The organism is Enterobacter sp. EC_64 (assembly GCF_019584165.1).
GTDB classification, from domain to species: Bacteria; Pseudomonadota; Gammaproteobacteria; order Enterobacterales; family Enterobacteriaceae; genus Enterobacter; species Enterobacter roggenkampii.
Window position 1 is genome coordinate 1 of record NZ_VDAS01000004.1, and the last position, 13,772, is coordinate 13,772.

The 13,772-nt window shown below is 56.9% G+C and carries 13 protein-coding genes and 1 pseudogene; 7 read left to right on the forward strand and 7 right to left on the reverse strand.

The window, feature by feature from the left end; all coding sequences use genetic code 11:
- Positions 1 to 115 precede the first annotated feature (115 nt).
- From FHC52_RS04140 to FHC52_RS04160, 5 genes and pseudogenes are all read right to left on the reverse strand, one after another.
- Positions 116 to 481, reverse strand: a pseudogene (locus tag FHC52_RS04140) (GGDEF-domain containing protein); the annotation flags it as partial.
- Between the two features lie 17 nt (positions 482 to 498).
- On the reverse strand, positions 499 to 993 hold the full coding sequence (locus FHC52_RS04145; protein WP_008503255.1) for a molybdopterin-dependent oxidoreductase: 495 nt from the start codon (positions 991 to 993) through the stop codon (positions 499 to 501).
- A gap of 401 nt (positions 994 to 1,394) precedes the next feature.
- Positions 1,395 to 1,976, reverse strand: a complete 582-nt coding sequence (locus tag FHC52_RS04150) for a cytochrome b (protein ID WP_063615645.1) — start codon at positions 1,974 to 1,976, stop codon at positions 1,395 to 1,397.
- The gene (locus tag FHC52_RS04155; RefSeq protein ID WP_126288692.1) at positions 1,973 to 3,046 is read right to left on the reverse strand and encodes a catalase family peroxidase; all 1,074 of its coding nucleotides are present in this window, start codon (positions 3,044 to 3,046) and stop codon (positions 1,973 to 1,975) included. Before FHC52_RS04155 ends, FHC52_RS04150 begins: the two co-directional genes overlap by 4 nt.
- A 160-nt stretch (positions 3,047 to 3,206) precedes the next feature.
- Positions 3,207 to 3,818, reverse strand: coding sequence for a flavin reductase family protein (locus FHC52_RS04160; protein WP_047721512.1), 612 nt, complete (start codon positions 3,816 to 3,818; stop codon positions 3,207 to 3,209).
- A 275-nt stretch (positions 3,819 to 4,093) separates the two neighbouring features.
- On the opposite strand from FHC52_RS04160, the gene FHC52_RS04170 reads away from it, so the two are divergent.
- Positions 4,094 to 4,387: a hypothetical protein gene (locus FHC52_RS04170; RefSeq protein WP_126288694.1), complete on the forward strand. Its 294-nt coding sequence runs from the start codon at positions 4,094 to 4,096 to the stop codon at positions 4,385 to 4,387.
- Here the strand turns inward: FHC52_RS04170 and FHC52_RS04175 are convergent.
- The gene (locus FHC52_RS04175) at positions 4,384 to 6,168 is read right to left on the reverse strand and encodes a diguanylate cyclase (RefSeq protein WP_023293190.1); all 1,785 of its coding nucleotides are present in this window, start codon (positions 6,166 to 6,168) and stop codon (positions 4,384 to 4,386) included. The genes FHC52_RS04170 and FHC52_RS04175 overlap by 4 nt on opposite strands.
- Positions 6,169 to 6,287: 119 nt before the next feature.
- Positions 6,288 to 7,397, reverse strand: a complete 1,110-nt coding sequence (locus tag FHC52_RS04180) for an AI-2E family transporter (RefSeq protein WP_008503245.1) — start codon at positions 7,395 to 7,397, stop codon at positions 6,288 to 6,290.
- 363 nt (positions 7,398 to 7,760) lie between these two features.
- Here FHC52_RS04180 and mmuP point away from each other — a divergent pair, with 363 nt between their 5' ends.
- The 6 genes from mmuP (at position 7,761) to tauD (ending at position 13,715) form a co-directional block, all read left to right on the forward strand.
- Positions 7,761 to 9,161 carry an S-methylmethionine permease gene (mmuP, locus tag FHC52_RS04185; protein ID WP_063436356.1) on the forward strand — a complete coding sequence of 467 codons (1,401 nt, stop codon included), beginning with the start codon at positions 7,761 to 7,763 and terminating at the stop codon, positions 9,159 to 9,161.
- Positions 9,148 to 10,080, forward strand: coding sequence for a homocysteine S-methyltransferase (gene mmuM, locus FHC52_RS04190; protein ID WP_220419926.1), 933 nt, complete (start codon positions 9,148 to 9,150; stop codon positions 10,078 to 10,080). Before mmuP ends, mmuM begins: the two co-directional genes overlap by 14 nt.
- Before the next feature lie 225 nt (positions 10,081 to 10,305).
- Entirely contained in the window at positions 10,306 to 11,268 is a 963-nt protein-coding gene (gene tauA / locus FHC52_RS04195; protein WP_023293188.1) for a taurine ABC transporter substrate-binding protein, read from the forward strand.
- A 10-nt stretch (positions 11,269 to 11,278) separates the two neighbouring features.
- Positions 11,279 to 12,046, forward strand: a complete 768-nt coding sequence (gene tauB, locus FHC52_RS04200) for a taurine ABC transporter ATP-binding subunit (protein WP_220419927.1) — start codon at positions 11,279 to 11,281, stop codon at positions 12,044 to 12,046.
- A complete protein-coding gene (gene tauC, locus FHC52_RS04205; RefSeq protein ID WP_039265807.1) occupies positions 12,043 to 12,870 on the forward strand; it encodes a taurine ABC transporter permease TauC in 828 nt (275 codons plus the stop codon). Before tauB ends, tauC begins: the two co-directional genes overlap by 4 nt.
- Entirely contained in the window at positions 12,867 to 13,715 is an 849-nt protein-coding gene (gene tauD, locus FHC52_RS04210) for a taurine dioxygenase (RefSeq protein ID WP_008503402.1), read from the forward strand. Before tauC ends, tauD begins: the two co-directional genes overlap by 4 nt.
- Positions 13,716 to 13,772: the final 57 nt, after the last annotated feature.

Sequence of the window (13,772 nt, forward strand, 5' to 3'; positions counted from 1 at the left end):
TTGCCCTAACAGGATCCCGGTCATCTCAAAATTGGTGTTAGTGTTAGACATATATTCAAGCCTATCTCTTATCTGGAGATACAGCTACTGTCTGGTGTTTCAGGGGGCTACATCAGCTCATATTTTCAAGATGGCTATCCAGATAGGCCAGTATGTTTTCTAAGCGTAAAGCGAGTTCCTGATGCGTTTTATCGCTGTCAATGTAGCGACCTAAATCGCCCCCCTTCATTAAATCGCCCTGACTGAGCATAATTTCGAGACGCATGCGGACCTGGTCTATCGTAACGTCATCGGTATCGGTTGCGTATAGACCAAGCCATGATTCAAAACGGTAATACTCTGATACCAGTTGTGCCACGGACCAGGACTCAGTGTATTGAGTCAGTTTTTGCAATTCTTGCTGACGATCATAAACAAGGTATGCAATATATCCTGTCGTGATAAAAAGAGAAAAAATGATACCAACCAGTATCCTGTTCATTATGTTCTCCTGAACGACTACTCAATCTTCATTTTGCTTACCTGCCATGCTGATCGTGAGTAATAAATCTGATTATTCAACTCAGGAAGACTGTCATAGGGGTATACAATGAACGATGGGCCTTTATCGCGGATGCGCATATATTCGCCATTGACCTTTAAGGCAAGGATGGCGTTGTATTTTTTAAAGTCGCTGAGAGGGATGATGGTTGAGTAATCATTGAGCGCAATAACATTCACGTTCGTACCTTTTGCACCCACATAATCCATGAGCTTGCTCATGGGGACACCCTCAAACTTCGTACGACCGTTATACCAGGGGGAGGTTGTCTCGAAACTCACGACACCCAGTTTTTCAAGGCTGGCGAGATCAAACACTGCTTTTCCATTTTCATTGGTATTTTCTATATTACCGGAAATCGTTAAAATGGGTTTACCAACTGGTTTTGGCAGGTCGCCAGCCCAGGTTACACTCTGTACCAGACAGCATAACAGCAGTAGGGTTAATCGCATTTTGACCTCCACCTTTTAACAGAAGTATAAGAATTATAATTTAGATATCACACGAGTTGATATATTTTGTTGGGAAGTCAGGGGTTTTATCGTTTTTATTGATGTGATATCAATTAAATCAATGAGTTAGATGGTGTGGGTGACAGGGTGTTTGATACTCAAGCGACACTTAACTTTTTGATAAAAGCTAAAATTGCGGGCATAAATGCTCTATTGATTAAAAAATAATCGCTTTAATTGAGGGATATTATCTTCTAAGACAATTGTGGGGTGTTCGTGGCGTATTGACGCGTGAATCTGGAGACCAAATACGTGCTCCGGTTGTGTCCGTTGTTTCAGGATGATGACAAGCGAGGACACGAACATTTCGACTGTGCGTGTCCCCTACCGCTTGCCTTACTTCAGGTCCTCCCGGATGGCTTACGCCGACTTGCCCCTTTCGCTATGCTGGCAAACACTGCGTCCCGGTAGATCCACGCGTGAACCAGTGCGGCAGAAAGATGGACCAGCACCACGGCAAAAAGCAATTTTGCCAGAAGGCTGTGGGCGTCGTGACACCAGGCATACAGTGCTGGACTGGTCGAGACAATCGCCGGCAGGTTGACGCCATCAACCATCACAATCGGCAGGCCCGCTGCCGACAGCTGCGCCCAGCCCAGCAGCGGCATTGCCAGCATTAACCCATACAGCATCCAGTGTGATGCCTTTGCGGCAAGCGCCTGCCAGACGGGCAAATCGGCAGGAAGTGGGGGCGTCCGGCTCAGAAGTCGGTTGACCAGACGCACCAGTGCCAGCAGTAAAATGGCGATACCCAGCGGCCGGTGCAGATCGATTAACCAAATCCGGTGATGTAACGACGTCATCATCCCGGCACCGATGAACAGCATGGCCAGGATCATCACCGCCATCAGCCAGTGCAGGCTTCGCGCCAGGGTATTGAAATGCTGCGGCGCGTGCTCTCGCCTATCTTTATTTGAACTCATTTTACCTCCTGCTTTTGCACGGCTTCGGTGGCTTTGCCGTAGCCGATTTCCCGCTCACGACGGCTGAAAGAGTGGGAGTAGGCAGCGGAACGGGCGTTTAAGATGGGATCGTCAGACACCGCAACGCCTGCAGGAACGACAGAAGGGTCAAAGTTAACGTCGCGGCACGCGCCTGTGGATTGTGCTTCGACGCGCGTCACTTCCAGCGTACCGGCCACCCTCTTTTTGCGATCGTCCGGCCATGGCTGGGAAGGGTCATCCACCGGATCGCCCGGCTGTGCGAGCTGCAAAACGTAATCCCAGTAGAGTGGCTTCTGCGCCAGGCGCTGGCGCAGGTTTTCGAACAGGAAGTTGTCATCGGCTTTCTGCCGTTGCTCATCGCTTATCGACAGGAAAGACTCGTGCGGACGCATCATCCAGCGAACGGCTTGACGTTCCCCCTGCGCGTTCACAAGGTAAAAGGCGTTAATGCTGTAAAACGTCGCGCCCGCGAAGCTGCCGGGAGCGGGTTTTTGTGCCGCCCATTTAAGGTATTTCTCCGCCTCCGGGTACGCTTTTAAAAAGTCTTTGAGACGCTGCGGATCCGGTTTCCCGGTGGCCGCATCAACGGCCGTGGCTTTTCGTAAGGCCAGAAAACCTTCCGGGCTGTGCGTGGCGAAGAAAGGCTCGTTGTTCATCGCCATCCGCCATTGTTGCTTGTCATCTGTCTTTAGCAGTAGCGCCATGCTCAGGGTTTTGGTCGTACTATCCGGGGCATGCGGATCGCCGGTACCAATAGAGAATCGGCCCACCACGGGCACTTCCTGCTGTGAGAAGAGGCGGGAGGTTGAAAGGGAATCCGCCGAGCCGTTTGGCGTAAAGGTGCCGGCAAAGCAGATGCCTTTTCCATGCGCGCGGCGAAAACCCGCCGGGAAGGGTTTCGGTGTTTCCCCTACCAGTGCCTGGCTGACCGTGCGTGAACCAAGCCAGCCCGCCGTCCATGCAAAAGCAGATGCCAGCGTACCGGCGACAACGGCGATCGCTGCCAGCGCGCCCCAGGTTTTTTTGGACCTCAAATCCAGTTTCGACATAGACGTTTTTCCAGAACAAAATATCTTCACCTGTCATGCGCAACGTATTGCGCGTGGCAGGTGTTAATACAGTGGCGAATATGGCTCGAGTATAGGAACTAAGGGGCGTAAAGAAAGAATATCACGAAAAGTTTAAACCTTTCCGCTGCAATAGACCGGGTTACTCATCGTGGCGGAAGTTGTGACCGAGGCGGTGACCCAGCGAGAAATAGTGGCGAAATAGATAATAGAGGGGGTTCCATTTCTCCACATTAAATTTTACTCCTCTCTGAGTATGAATTAATAATGCCTCAGATATGTGGACGCAGGTTATCGTGGCATCAACGGACACCAGGTTCCCCTGCGAACCGGTCAGGGGCGATATCCCGCAAACCTGAGCCTCTATTTGTACAGGACACTCTTTAATTCTCAACGAGTTAATCGTCACCGCCTTTTCCTTATGGAAATTTCCGCAGCTAAACTTGTCCTGTTCAAAAACATATCCCATTTTTTTCTTCCATTCCGGTGGCGATGCTTTTCCCGTTTTATTTGCGATAGCTTCAATATTCGGCCAGAGCCTGCTGTCCGGGATGTTCAGAACAATATCGGGGTTACCCGTGATATTTTCATAACATTTTCCGGAGGTGCCAAGCCCGAACACGATATTCCGGTCGAGGATCCACCACGAGGAGACCGGGCTCAGGTTGGTTGAACCGTCAGGATTTTGGCTGGAGATAATGGCAACCGGTGTACCAAAATATAAAGAAGCAAAATCGACCTGCTGGGTTTTCATTTTATCATCCTCTGATTAAAGGAGACCCAGTCTACGTTGTGCAAACGTGCGTTACTTCGGTGAAGCGCGAAGTAAAACGCGCCAGGCTAAAATACCCAGGGGAACTGCAATAGCTGCCTTGTACCCAACTGAGCGAGAACGTGCATAATGCGTCCACCTTTTGCGAGAACGCGTAAGGTTCGTTGTCCCTGCCGGAACAGATTTATTGACTTAAATCATGATGTCTCTTTCATTCGCCGCCTATCGTGTACACCCCTCCTTAAAACGAATCAAAAATGAAAAAAAGACCGTTCCTGATGGTGCTTTGTGCTGTGTGCTGCTTTTTTGTAGCGGACATCGCCATGGCAAAAAACAGTTCAGTTTCCAGTGAACAGGTTAAAGAGAACGTTATTGCAGAGTCGATAGCATCTTATCCCGGAGTATGCGCTTGTCCTTTTAACCGGGCCAGAAACGGAAGCGCTTGCGGGATACGCAGCGCATGGAGTAAGCCGGGAGGCTATGCTCCCATTTGTTATAAAAATGAAGTAACAGATGAGATGGTAAAGCAGTGGCGTGAAAATAATAGCTAACCCGCCTCCAGCATCCCAAAACTCACAATCCGCGCGCGTCCCAGCTCTTTTGCCCGGTATAGCGCCACATCCGCGGCGCGCAGCAGGTTGTCGGTCTGGGCATGTTGTGGGTAGCTGGCAATGCCAATCGACACGTCCACCGGCCCAATCTCGGTCAACCCGTAGCGAAGCGACAGCTCATGCACGCCGGTGTAAATCTTCTGCGCGCAGGCGTACGCTTCTGCTTCATCGGCACCGGAAAGCAGCACCAGAAACTCCTCGCCCCCGTAGCGGAATGCCAGCCCGTTGTCATGTGCGGCCCGCTGAACAATTGACGCCACGCTTTTGATCACCAGATCGCCCGCTTCATGGCCGAAACGGTCATTAATGCTCTTGAAGTGGTCGATATCAATCATCATGCAGCTTAACGGCACGCCGGTGCGTATCGCCTGTGCCGTTTGGGTTTGCAGCGTATCTTCCAGATGATGACGGTTACGCAGGCCGGTGAGCGGGTCAAACAACGCTTTTTCCAGCAACGCGTCGCGCAGACGCTGGTTGGCCAGCGCCAGCCCGAGCGCCTCGGCCATCAGCTCCAGATACGCGCGGGAAGGGGCATTGTCCGCCGTGATATTCTGGAAGGAGAGCAGGCCAATGGCCTCACCCTGAGCGATAAGCGGCACGCAAAGCGCGCTTTCCGCCTGGGATGCCGGAAGATGGTAGCAGGCAATATCCGGCTCGCCGTTCACCGGCGGGTGACTCTGCCCGCGACGCACGGCCCAGCACTCGTCCGGGTGGAACGTCGTCTCTTCACCCACCGGCGAAAGCCATTGCGCGACGCAGCGCATCTGCCACGGCTCGCGGTCAAGGACGTAGAGGCGGCCCGCGATCCCCGGCGCGATATTGGGGGCAAACAGCTCCGCCACGTTAATCACATCGTTAAAGTTCTCACACCCCTGCAGCCGCTGGGTCATGCGCGCCAGCAGCTCGCGGATGGCCCAGTCGGCATCGCGCTCTTTTTCCAGACGCTGACGCGCCAGGCCGTTTTCACGGAAGATGCTGATGGCCTGAGCCATATCGCCTATCTCATCGATCTGGTTGAAATTGGGCGTTTCAACCGCGTAATCCTGGGATGCCAGGCGGTGCACCACGTCGCTCAGGCGCACCACGGGGCGTAGCACGCGGCGTTTTAATATAAAGCCGAGCACAAACAGGAACAGCAGGGCGGTCAGGCCGACCGTCAGCTCAGAGGCGGTACGCAGCGCTTTCGATTTTTTAGTCGCCTCCTGAACGGCGGCGATGACGCGCTTGTCGAGTATCTGGCGGAAGTGATCGAGCTGATTCTGCGCGCGCTCAAGCTCCTGCTCATAGGGCTGACCATAGAGCAAGGCTACGGCCTGGGCGTCTTCACCGCGTTCCAGGCTTTCGAGGGCGGTTTGCTGCTCGTCCTGCAGCTCATCGACGATCTTTATTCCTTCATGCAGCAGGGCCAGTTCTTCATCCGATGCGCCGTTATCCTGCAGCTTTTCCAGCCGAAGCTCGATGCGCTTCAGGCTGTTTTCTGCCTGGTTATATTCCTTGAGCACCTGAGGATCTTTTTTAATGGCGTACAGCCGCGCTAAATCAGACTGCGCCCAGATATCGGTTTCGATATCTTCCGTCAGCTGATCAAATTTCTGCCGTTGTTCAACGGCCTGACGCTCGAGGGTATCCGCACTGGACGCCATCAGCATGATGATGCCGGAGGCGATGGTCAGGCAGACCGTGGCCCCATAGGCCCAGTTTGTTATCGTCGCGATTCGCACCAGATGATCCTTTTACGACATGAGTAGGATGGCGTTCTTCAAATTATAGAAAACGTCTGATTTAAGGCGAAAAAAAAGGCGGCACGGCGCCGCCTGGTGTGGTCTTTATCGTCACGTCCTTACAAATCTGGAGGATTTTTTCCTTCTTCGATGAAATCCGCGTCCAGCTCTTCGGCGTTGCCTTCGTGATCGCGACCGGAGAAGAGGTTCCAGCAGGCGATAAACAGCGCGGCGATGAGCGGCCCGATCACAAAGCCGTTAATGCCGTACAGCTCCATGCCGCCGAGGGTGGAGATCAGAATCAGGTAGTCCGGCATTTTGGTGTCTTTCCCCACCAGCAGCGGGCGCAGGATGTTGTCCACCAGCCCGACGACGATCACGAAGAAACCGACAATAAACAGCCCCTGCCAGATCTGGTGCGTGGCGAACAGGAAGATAGCGGCGGGCACCCAGACAATCGCCGAGCCGATGGCGGGCACCAGCGAGAGGAAGGCCATCAATGCGCCCCAGAGCACGCTGCCGTCGATACCGGCAATGGCAAAGGCAATCCCGCCGAGGATGCCCTGAACCACGGCCACCGCCGCCGTCCCTTTTACCGTGGCGCGCGACACGCCGACGAATTTGGCGAACAGATGCTGCTTGGCAAAATCGGACAGGGGCAGGGAGTCGAGGATCTGGCGTACCAGATACGGGCCGTCTTTCAGCAGGAAGAACAGCAGATACAGCATGATGCCGAAGCTAATCGCAAAGCCAAAGGTGCCTTTGCCGATCAGGAACGCGCTACCCGCCAGATACTGTCCGCCCTGCAGCGCGACGTCGGAGAGTTTTTTCTGGATCTGCGCCGCGTTGGTCAGGTTGTGATCCGCGAGGAAGCCGCTGGCCCAGTCAGGCAGGTGGTTGAAGATGCTCGCCACCACTTCCGGGAACTGGGTGTTGTTCTCCTGCAGTTTGGTGTAAACCACGTTCAGCTCAATGGCGAGCGAGGAGAGGATCACCATCAGCGGAATAAAGACGATCAGGCAGATAATACCGATGGTCAACAGCGAGGCCAGCCCGTTGCGATCCCCCAGCGCGGCGCGCAGCTTGTTTTTTACCGGATTGAAGATAACGGTCAGAATGGCGGCCCACAGTATCGCGGAGAAGTAGGGCGACAGCACGTCGAAGAAAGCCCAGGTCACAAGGGCGAGAATGAAAATAAAGAAACCTTTAGTCAGTCCGTTAAAGCGCATCAGTCAGTCCTGGTTACTAAGAAACTGTGACGACTATAGAACTGATTGTGAGAATTACCAACCTTGCGCCGGGTGGCGGCTGCGCCTTACCCGTCCTACGGGGAGTGTTACGGTATGACTTCGCGCTTTACGGATACCACTTTCGACTGACCGAAGATCGACTTTTCCCGCACCATGCTGTAAGTATCTGCTTGCGGAGGTGCTTATGGCCTGGCGTCCTATCCTGTATGTGATCCTCACAACCCACCCCAGACTCAGCGCGCGGCGCGCCCGTTTGCGTCTGGTCATCTAGCTTTTTATTAACAATCGCGGTATAACACACCTTCTTTGGATGTTTAGATGTCCATACGTATAGAAGGTAATATGCAAACACAACAAGAAAATGGGCAGCTTAAGCGCACCATGAAAACACGCCACCTGATCATGCTCTCGCTGGGTGGCGTGATTGGGACAGGGTTATTCTTCAATACCGGCTACATCATTTCCACGACCGGGGCGGCGGGCACGCTGCTGGCCTACCTGATAGGTGCGCTGGTGGTCTGGCTGGTGATGCAGTGTCTGGGCGAACTCTCCGTGGCGATGCCGGAAACCGGCGCGTTCCACGTCTATGCCGCGCGTTATCTTGGCCCGGCGACGGGCTACACCGTGGCGTGGCTCTACTGGCTCACCTGGACGGTGGCGCTCGGTTCGAGCTTTACCGCCGCGGGCTTCTGCATGCAGTACTGGTTCCCGCAGGTGCCCGTCTGGGCGTGGTGCGTGATCTTCTGCGTGGTGATTTTTGGCCTGAACGTCATTTCCACGCGCTTCTTTGCGGAGGGTGAGTTCTGGTTCTCCCTGGTGAAGGTCATCACCATCATCGCCTTTATTATTCTTGGCGGCGCGGCGGTCTTTGGCTTTATCCCGATGCAGGACGGTTCACCCGCGCCGGGCTTAAGCAACATCACCGCCGAGGGCTGGTTCCCGCACGGCGGCCTGCCGATCCTGATGACCATGGTGGCGGTGAACTTTGCCTTCTCCGGGACCGAACTCATCGGTATCGCCGCAGGGGAAACGGAAAACCCGCACAAGGTCATCCCGGTGGCGATCCGCACCACCATTGCGCGCCTGATCATCTTCTTTATCGGCACCGTGTTTGTGCTGGCGGCGCTGATCCCGATGCAGCAGGCGGGCGTGGAAAAGAGCCCGTTCGTGCTGGTGTTTGAAAAGGTCGGTATTCCTTACGCGGCGGATATTTTTAACTTTGTGATCCTGACGGCGATCCTTTCGGCGGCGAACTCCGGGCTGTACGCCTCCGGGCGCATGCTGTGGTCGCTCTCTAATGAGAAAACGCTCCCGCGCTGCTTTGCCCGCGTAAATAAAAACGGCGTGCCGCTGACGGCGCTGTCGGTTTCTATGCTCGGCGGCGTGCTGGCGCTGTTCTCAAGCGTCGTGGCGCCTGACACGGTGTTTGTCGCGCTCTCGGCGATTTCTGGCTTTGCGGTGGTGGCCGTCTGGATCAGCATCTGCGCGTCGCACTTCGTTTTCCGTCGTCGCCATCTGCAGTCCGGGCAGCCGCTCTCTGCGCTGCAGTACCGCGCGCCGTGGTATCCGCTGGTACCGGTGCTCGGTTTTATCCTCTGCGTGGTGGCTTGTGTCGGCCTGTGGTTTGACCCAAGCCAGCGCATTGCCCTTTATTGCGGGATTCCGTTTGTCGCCCTGTGCTATGGTGCCTACTATCTGACCCGAAATATGACATCGCAGGAGCCCGAACATGTCGCAGAATAATCCGCTTACCGCCCTCCTTGAAAAGCAGCCGTTTGTGATGCTGGATGGCGCGATGGCGACGGAGCTGGAAGCGCGCGGCTGCAACCTGGCAGACAGCCTCTGGTCTGCCAAAGTGCTGATGGAAAACCCAGAGCTTATCCGCGAAGTGCATCTTGATTATTACCGCGCAGGTGCGCAGGTGGCGATCACCGCCAGCTATCAGGCCACGCCTGCGGGCTTTGCGGCGCGCGGCCTGGACGAGGCGCAGTCCCGGGCGCTGATTGGCAAAAGCGTGGAGCTGGCGCGTAAGGCGCGTGAAGCGTATCTGGCTGAAAATCCGCATGCGGGCACGCTGCTGGTGGCGGGATCCGTTGGTCCGTATGGTGCCTATCTGGCGGATGGCTCAGAGTATCGCGGTGACTACGTGCGCAGCGCTGAGGCGTTTACTGCCTTCCACCGCCCGCGCGTGGAAGCGCTGCTGGACGCGGGCGCTGACCTGCTGGCCTGCGAAACGCTGCCGTCTTTTGCCGAGATTAAGGCGCTGGCGGCCCTTCTGGCCGGGTATCCCCGCGCCCGGGCGTGGTTCTCCTTTACCCTGCGGGACAGCGAGCACCTGAGCGACGGCACGCCGCTGCGTGACGTGGTCAGCGTGCTGGCCGACTCTCCGCATATCGTCGCGCTGGGCATTAACTGCATCGCGCTGGAAAATACCATGGCGGCGCTGAAGCACCTGCAGAGCCTGACGTCGCTGCCGCTGGTGGTCTACCCGAACTCAGGCGAGCATTATGATGCGGTGACCAAAACCTGGCACCACCACGGCGAAGCGTGCGAGACGCTGGCGGGGTATCTGCCCCAGTGGCTGGAAGCCGGAGCGAAGCTGATTGGTGGCTGCTGTCGCACCACGCCGAAGGATATTGCTGAGCTTAACGCGAAGCGCTGAGTTTTTTTGCCGGGTGGCGGCTGCGCCTTACCCGGCCTACGGATCGCACAATGTGTAGGCCGGGTAAGCGCAGCGCCACCCGGCATAAAACAACCGCACAAAACCAACTATCCTTTCCCATTTTTTATCTAAAAACGAATCGTTATGAGCGATTCATTTTTATTCCTTTATCAAAATTCCCGCGTTGGAAATACTGCCCTCATAACAACAAGGGGAGCAGGCACTATGGCAATTTCATCGCGAATCACACTACTCGGCGCACTGGCGCTGTGGGCATTTCAGGCGCAGGCGGTGGACGTCACCGTCGCGTATCAAACTTCTGCGGAACCGGCGAAAGTCGCGCAGGCGGATAACACCTTTGCCAAAGAGAGCGGCGCGAAGGTCGACTGGCGCAAGTTCGACAGCGGCGCGTCCGTGGTGCGTGCGTTAGCCTCCGGCGACGTGCAGATCGGCAATATCGGTTCCAGCCCGCTAGCGGTTGCGGCCAGCCAGCAGGTGCCGATTGAGGTGTTCCTGCTCGCCTCGCAGCTCGGTAACTCTGAAGCGCTGGTGGTGAAGAAAAACATCACCAAACCGGAAGACCTGATCGGCAAACGCATCGCCGTGCCGTTTATCTCCACCACCCACTACAGCCTGCTGGCGGCGCTGAAACACTGGGGCATCAAGCCGGGTCAGGTTCAAATCATCAACCTCCAGCCGCCGGCGATTATCGCGGCCTGGCAGCGTGGCGACATTGACGGGGCCTATGTGTGGGCTCCGGCAGTGAACGAGCTGGAAAAAGACGGCACCGTGCTGACCGACTCCGAAAAAGTGGGCCAGTGGGGTGCGCCAACCCTCGACGTGTGGGTCGTGCGTAAAGACTTCGCCGAGAAACATCCTGAGGTAGTCAAAGCCTTCGCGAAAAGCGCGATTGACGCCCAGCAGCCGTACATCAGTAACCCGGATGAATGGCTGAAGCAGCCCGCCAACCTGGAAAAACTCTCCCGCCTGAGCGGCGTGCCGGAAGCGGACGTGCCGGGGCTGGTGAAGGGCAATACCTATCTGACCCCCGCGCAGCAGGTGCAGCAGCTGACCGGGCCGGTTAACAAAGCGATTGTGGATACCGCCACCTTCCTGAAGGAGCAGGGCAAAGTGCCCGCAGTAGCGGCGGATTACAGCCAGTACGTGACCGATCGTTTTGTGAAATAAGGAGTTCACCATGCTGAATATTACAAATCTGTCTGCCGATTACGGTGGTAAACCCGCCTTACAGGACATCAACCTGACGCTGGACAGCGGTGAGCTGCTGGTGGTGCTGGGCCCGTCCGGGTGCGGAAAAACCACGCTGCTGAATCTCATCGCCGGGTTTGTCCCTTATCAGCATGGCACCATTCAACTGGAAGGCAAAAAGGTGGAGGGCCCCGGCGCCGAGCGCGGCGTGGTCTTCCAGAATGAAGGCCTGCTTCCCTGGCGCAACGTGCAGGAAAACGTGGCGTTTGGGCTGCAGCTTGCGGGCATCCATCGCGAACAGCGGCTGGAAACGGCGCGGGCGATGCTGAAAAAAGTGGGGCTGGAAGGCGCGGAAAAACGCTATATCTGGCAGCTTTCCGGCGGCCAACGGCAGCGCGTCGGGATTGCCCGCGCGCTGGCCGCGAATCCGCAGCTGTTGCTGCTGGACGAGCCGTTCGGGGCGCTGGATGCCTTCACCCGCGAGCAGATGCAAACCCTGCTGCTGCGCCTCTGGCATGAGACGGGCAAGCAGGTGCTGCTGATTACCCACGATATCGAAGAGGCGGTGTTTATGGCCACCGAGCTGGTGCTGCTGTCCCCGGGGCCGGGCCGCGTGCTGGAGCACTTGCCGTTGGAATTCGCCCGCCGCTACGTCGCGGGGGAACCCGTGCGCAGCATCAAATCCGATCCGCTGTTTATCGAACAGCGTGAGTACGTCTTAAGCCGCGTGTTTGAACAGCGGGAGGCCTTCTCATGAGCATCGTCTTCAGTGAAAAAACGCGCCGCACGCGTCTGGCGCTGCGCTGGCCTTTCTCACGTCAAATTACGCTGAGCGTCGGTACGCTTCTGGTGCTGCTGGCGTTATGGTGGGCGGTTGCTGCCCTGCAGTGGGTCAGCCCGCTGTTTCTGCCGCCGCCGGGACAGGTGCTGGCCAAACTCATTACCATCGCCGGGCCGCAGGGCTTTATGGATGCCACGCTCTGGCAGCACTTAGGTGCCAGCCTGGCGCGCATTCTGGTGGCGCTGCTGGCGGCGGTGATTATCGGCATTCCCGTGGGGATTGCGATGGGGCTGAGCCCGACGGTGCGCGGCATCCTCGACCCGCTGATTGAGCTTTACCGCCCGGTCCCGCCGCTGGCCTATCTGCCGCTGATGGTGATCTGGTTCGGCATCGGTGAAACCTCAAAAATCCTGCTGATCTATCTGGCGATTTTCGCCCCGGTGGCCATGTCGGCGCTGGCGGGCGTGAAGAGCGCCCAGCAGGTGCGGATCCGCGCGGCGCAGTCGCTGGGGGCCAGCCGTACGCAGGTGCTGCTGTTCGTGATTTTACCGGGCGCACTGCCGGAGATTTTAACCGGGCTGCGCATCGGCCTCGGCGTGGGCTGGTCCACGCTGGTGGCGGCGGAGCTGATTGCGGCCACGCGCGGCCTTGGGTTTATGGTGCAGTCGGCGGGAGAGTTCCTGGCGACTGACGTGGTGCTGGCAGGGATCGCGGTGATCGCCGCGATCGCCTTCGGATTAGAACTGGGGCTGCGCGCGTTACAGCGCCGTCTGACGCCCTGGCATGGAGAAATACAATGAGTGAACGTCTGACCATTACCCCGCTGGGGCCGTACATTGGCGCACAGGTATCGGGCCTGGATGTGACCCGTCCGCTGAGCGATAACCAGTTTGAGCAGCTGTACCACGCGGTGCTGCGCCATCAGGTGGTTTTCCTGCGGGAGCAGGCGATCACCCCGCAGCAGCAGCGCGCGCTGGCCCTGCGGTTTGGCGATCTGCATATCCACCCGGTCTATCCGCATGCGGAAGGGGTGGAGGAGATTATCGTCCTCGACACCCACAACGATAACCCGCCGGATAACGATAACTGGCACACCGATGTGACCTTTATCGAGACGCCGCCCGCCGGGGCGATTCTGGCGGCGAAGCTGCTGCCGGAGACGGGGGGCGATACCCTGTGGGCCAGCGGCATTGCGGCGTATGAGGCGCTCTCCGAGCCGTTCCGGACGCTGCTGAGCGGGCTGCGGGCGGAGCACGATTTCAAAAAATCGTTCCAGGAGTACAAGTACCGTAAAACGGAAGAGGAGCATCAGCGCTGGCAGGAGGCGGTGGCGAAACATCCTCCGCTGCTGCACCCGGTGGTGCGGACCCATCCGGTGACGGGCAAGCAGGCGCTGTTCGTCAACGAAGGGTTCACCACGCGCATCGTGGACGTGACGGAAAAAGAGAGTGAGGCGCTGCTCAGTTTCCTGTTCGCGCATATCACCAAGCCGGAGTTCCAGGTGCGTTGGCGCTGGCAGGAGAACGATCTGGCGATCTGGGATAACCGCGTGACGCAGCATTATGCCAATGCGGACTATCTGCCGCAGCGCCGGATTATGCAGCGGGCGACAATTTTGGGCGATAAGCCGTTTTACCGCCCCTGATCCTGTAGTACCTGTAGGCCGGGTAAGCGCAGCGCCACCCGGCGAAAACGGTGCACA

What these genes read in the sequence shown, in the direction of transcription:
- FHC52_RS04145 (WP_008503255.1), bottom strand. Translation starts at nt 993, where the DNA reads ATGCGATTAACCCTACTGCTGTTATGCTGTCTGGTACAGAGTGTAACC.
- FHC52_RS04150 (WP_063615645.1), bottom strand. Translation starts at nt 1,976, where the DNA reads ATGAGTTCAAATAAAGATAGGCGAGAGCACGCGCCGCAGCATTTCAAT.
- FHC52_RS04155 (WP_126288692.1), bottom strand. Translation starts at nt 3,046, where the DNA reads ATGTCGAAACTGGATTTGAGGTCCAAAAAAACCTGGGGCGCGCTGGCA.
- FHC52_RS04160 (WP_047721512.1), bottom strand. Translation starts at nt 3,818, where the DNA reads ATGAAAACCCAGCAGGTCGATTTTGCTTCTTTATATTTTGGTACACCG.
- FHC52_RS04170 (WP_126288694.1), top strand. Translation starts at nt 4,094, where the DNA reads ATGAAAAAAAGACCGTTCCTGATGGTGCTTTGTGCTGTGTGCTGCTTT.
- FHC52_RS04180 (WP_008503245.1), bottom strand. Translation starts at nt 7,397, where the DNA reads ATGCGCTTTAACGGACTGACTAAAGGTTTCTTTATTTTCATTCTCGCC.
- mmuP (WP_063436356.1), top strand. Translation starts at nt 7,761, where the DNA reads ATGCAAACACAACAAGAAAATGGGCAGCTTAAGCGCACCATGAAAACA.
- mmuM (WP_220419926.1), top strand. Translation starts at nt 9,148, where the DNA reads ATGTCGCAGAATAATCCGCTTACCGCCCTCCTTGAAAAGCAGCCGTTT.
- tauA (WP_023293188.1), top strand. Translation starts at nt 10,306, where the DNA reads ATGGCAATTTCATCGCGAATCACACTACTCGGCGCACTGGCGCTGTGG.
- tauB (WP_220419927.1), top strand. Translation starts at nt 11,279, where the DNA reads ATGCTGAATATTACAAATCTGTCTGCCGATTACGGTGGTAAACCCGCC.
- tauC (WP_039265807.1), top strand. Translation starts at nt 12,043, where the DNA reads ATGAGCATCGTCTTCAGTGAAAAAACGCGCCGCACGCGTCTGGCGCTG.
- tauD (WP_008503402.1), top strand. Translation starts at nt 12,867, where the DNA reads ATGAGTGAACGTCTGACCATTACCCCGCTGGGGCCGTACATTGGCGCA.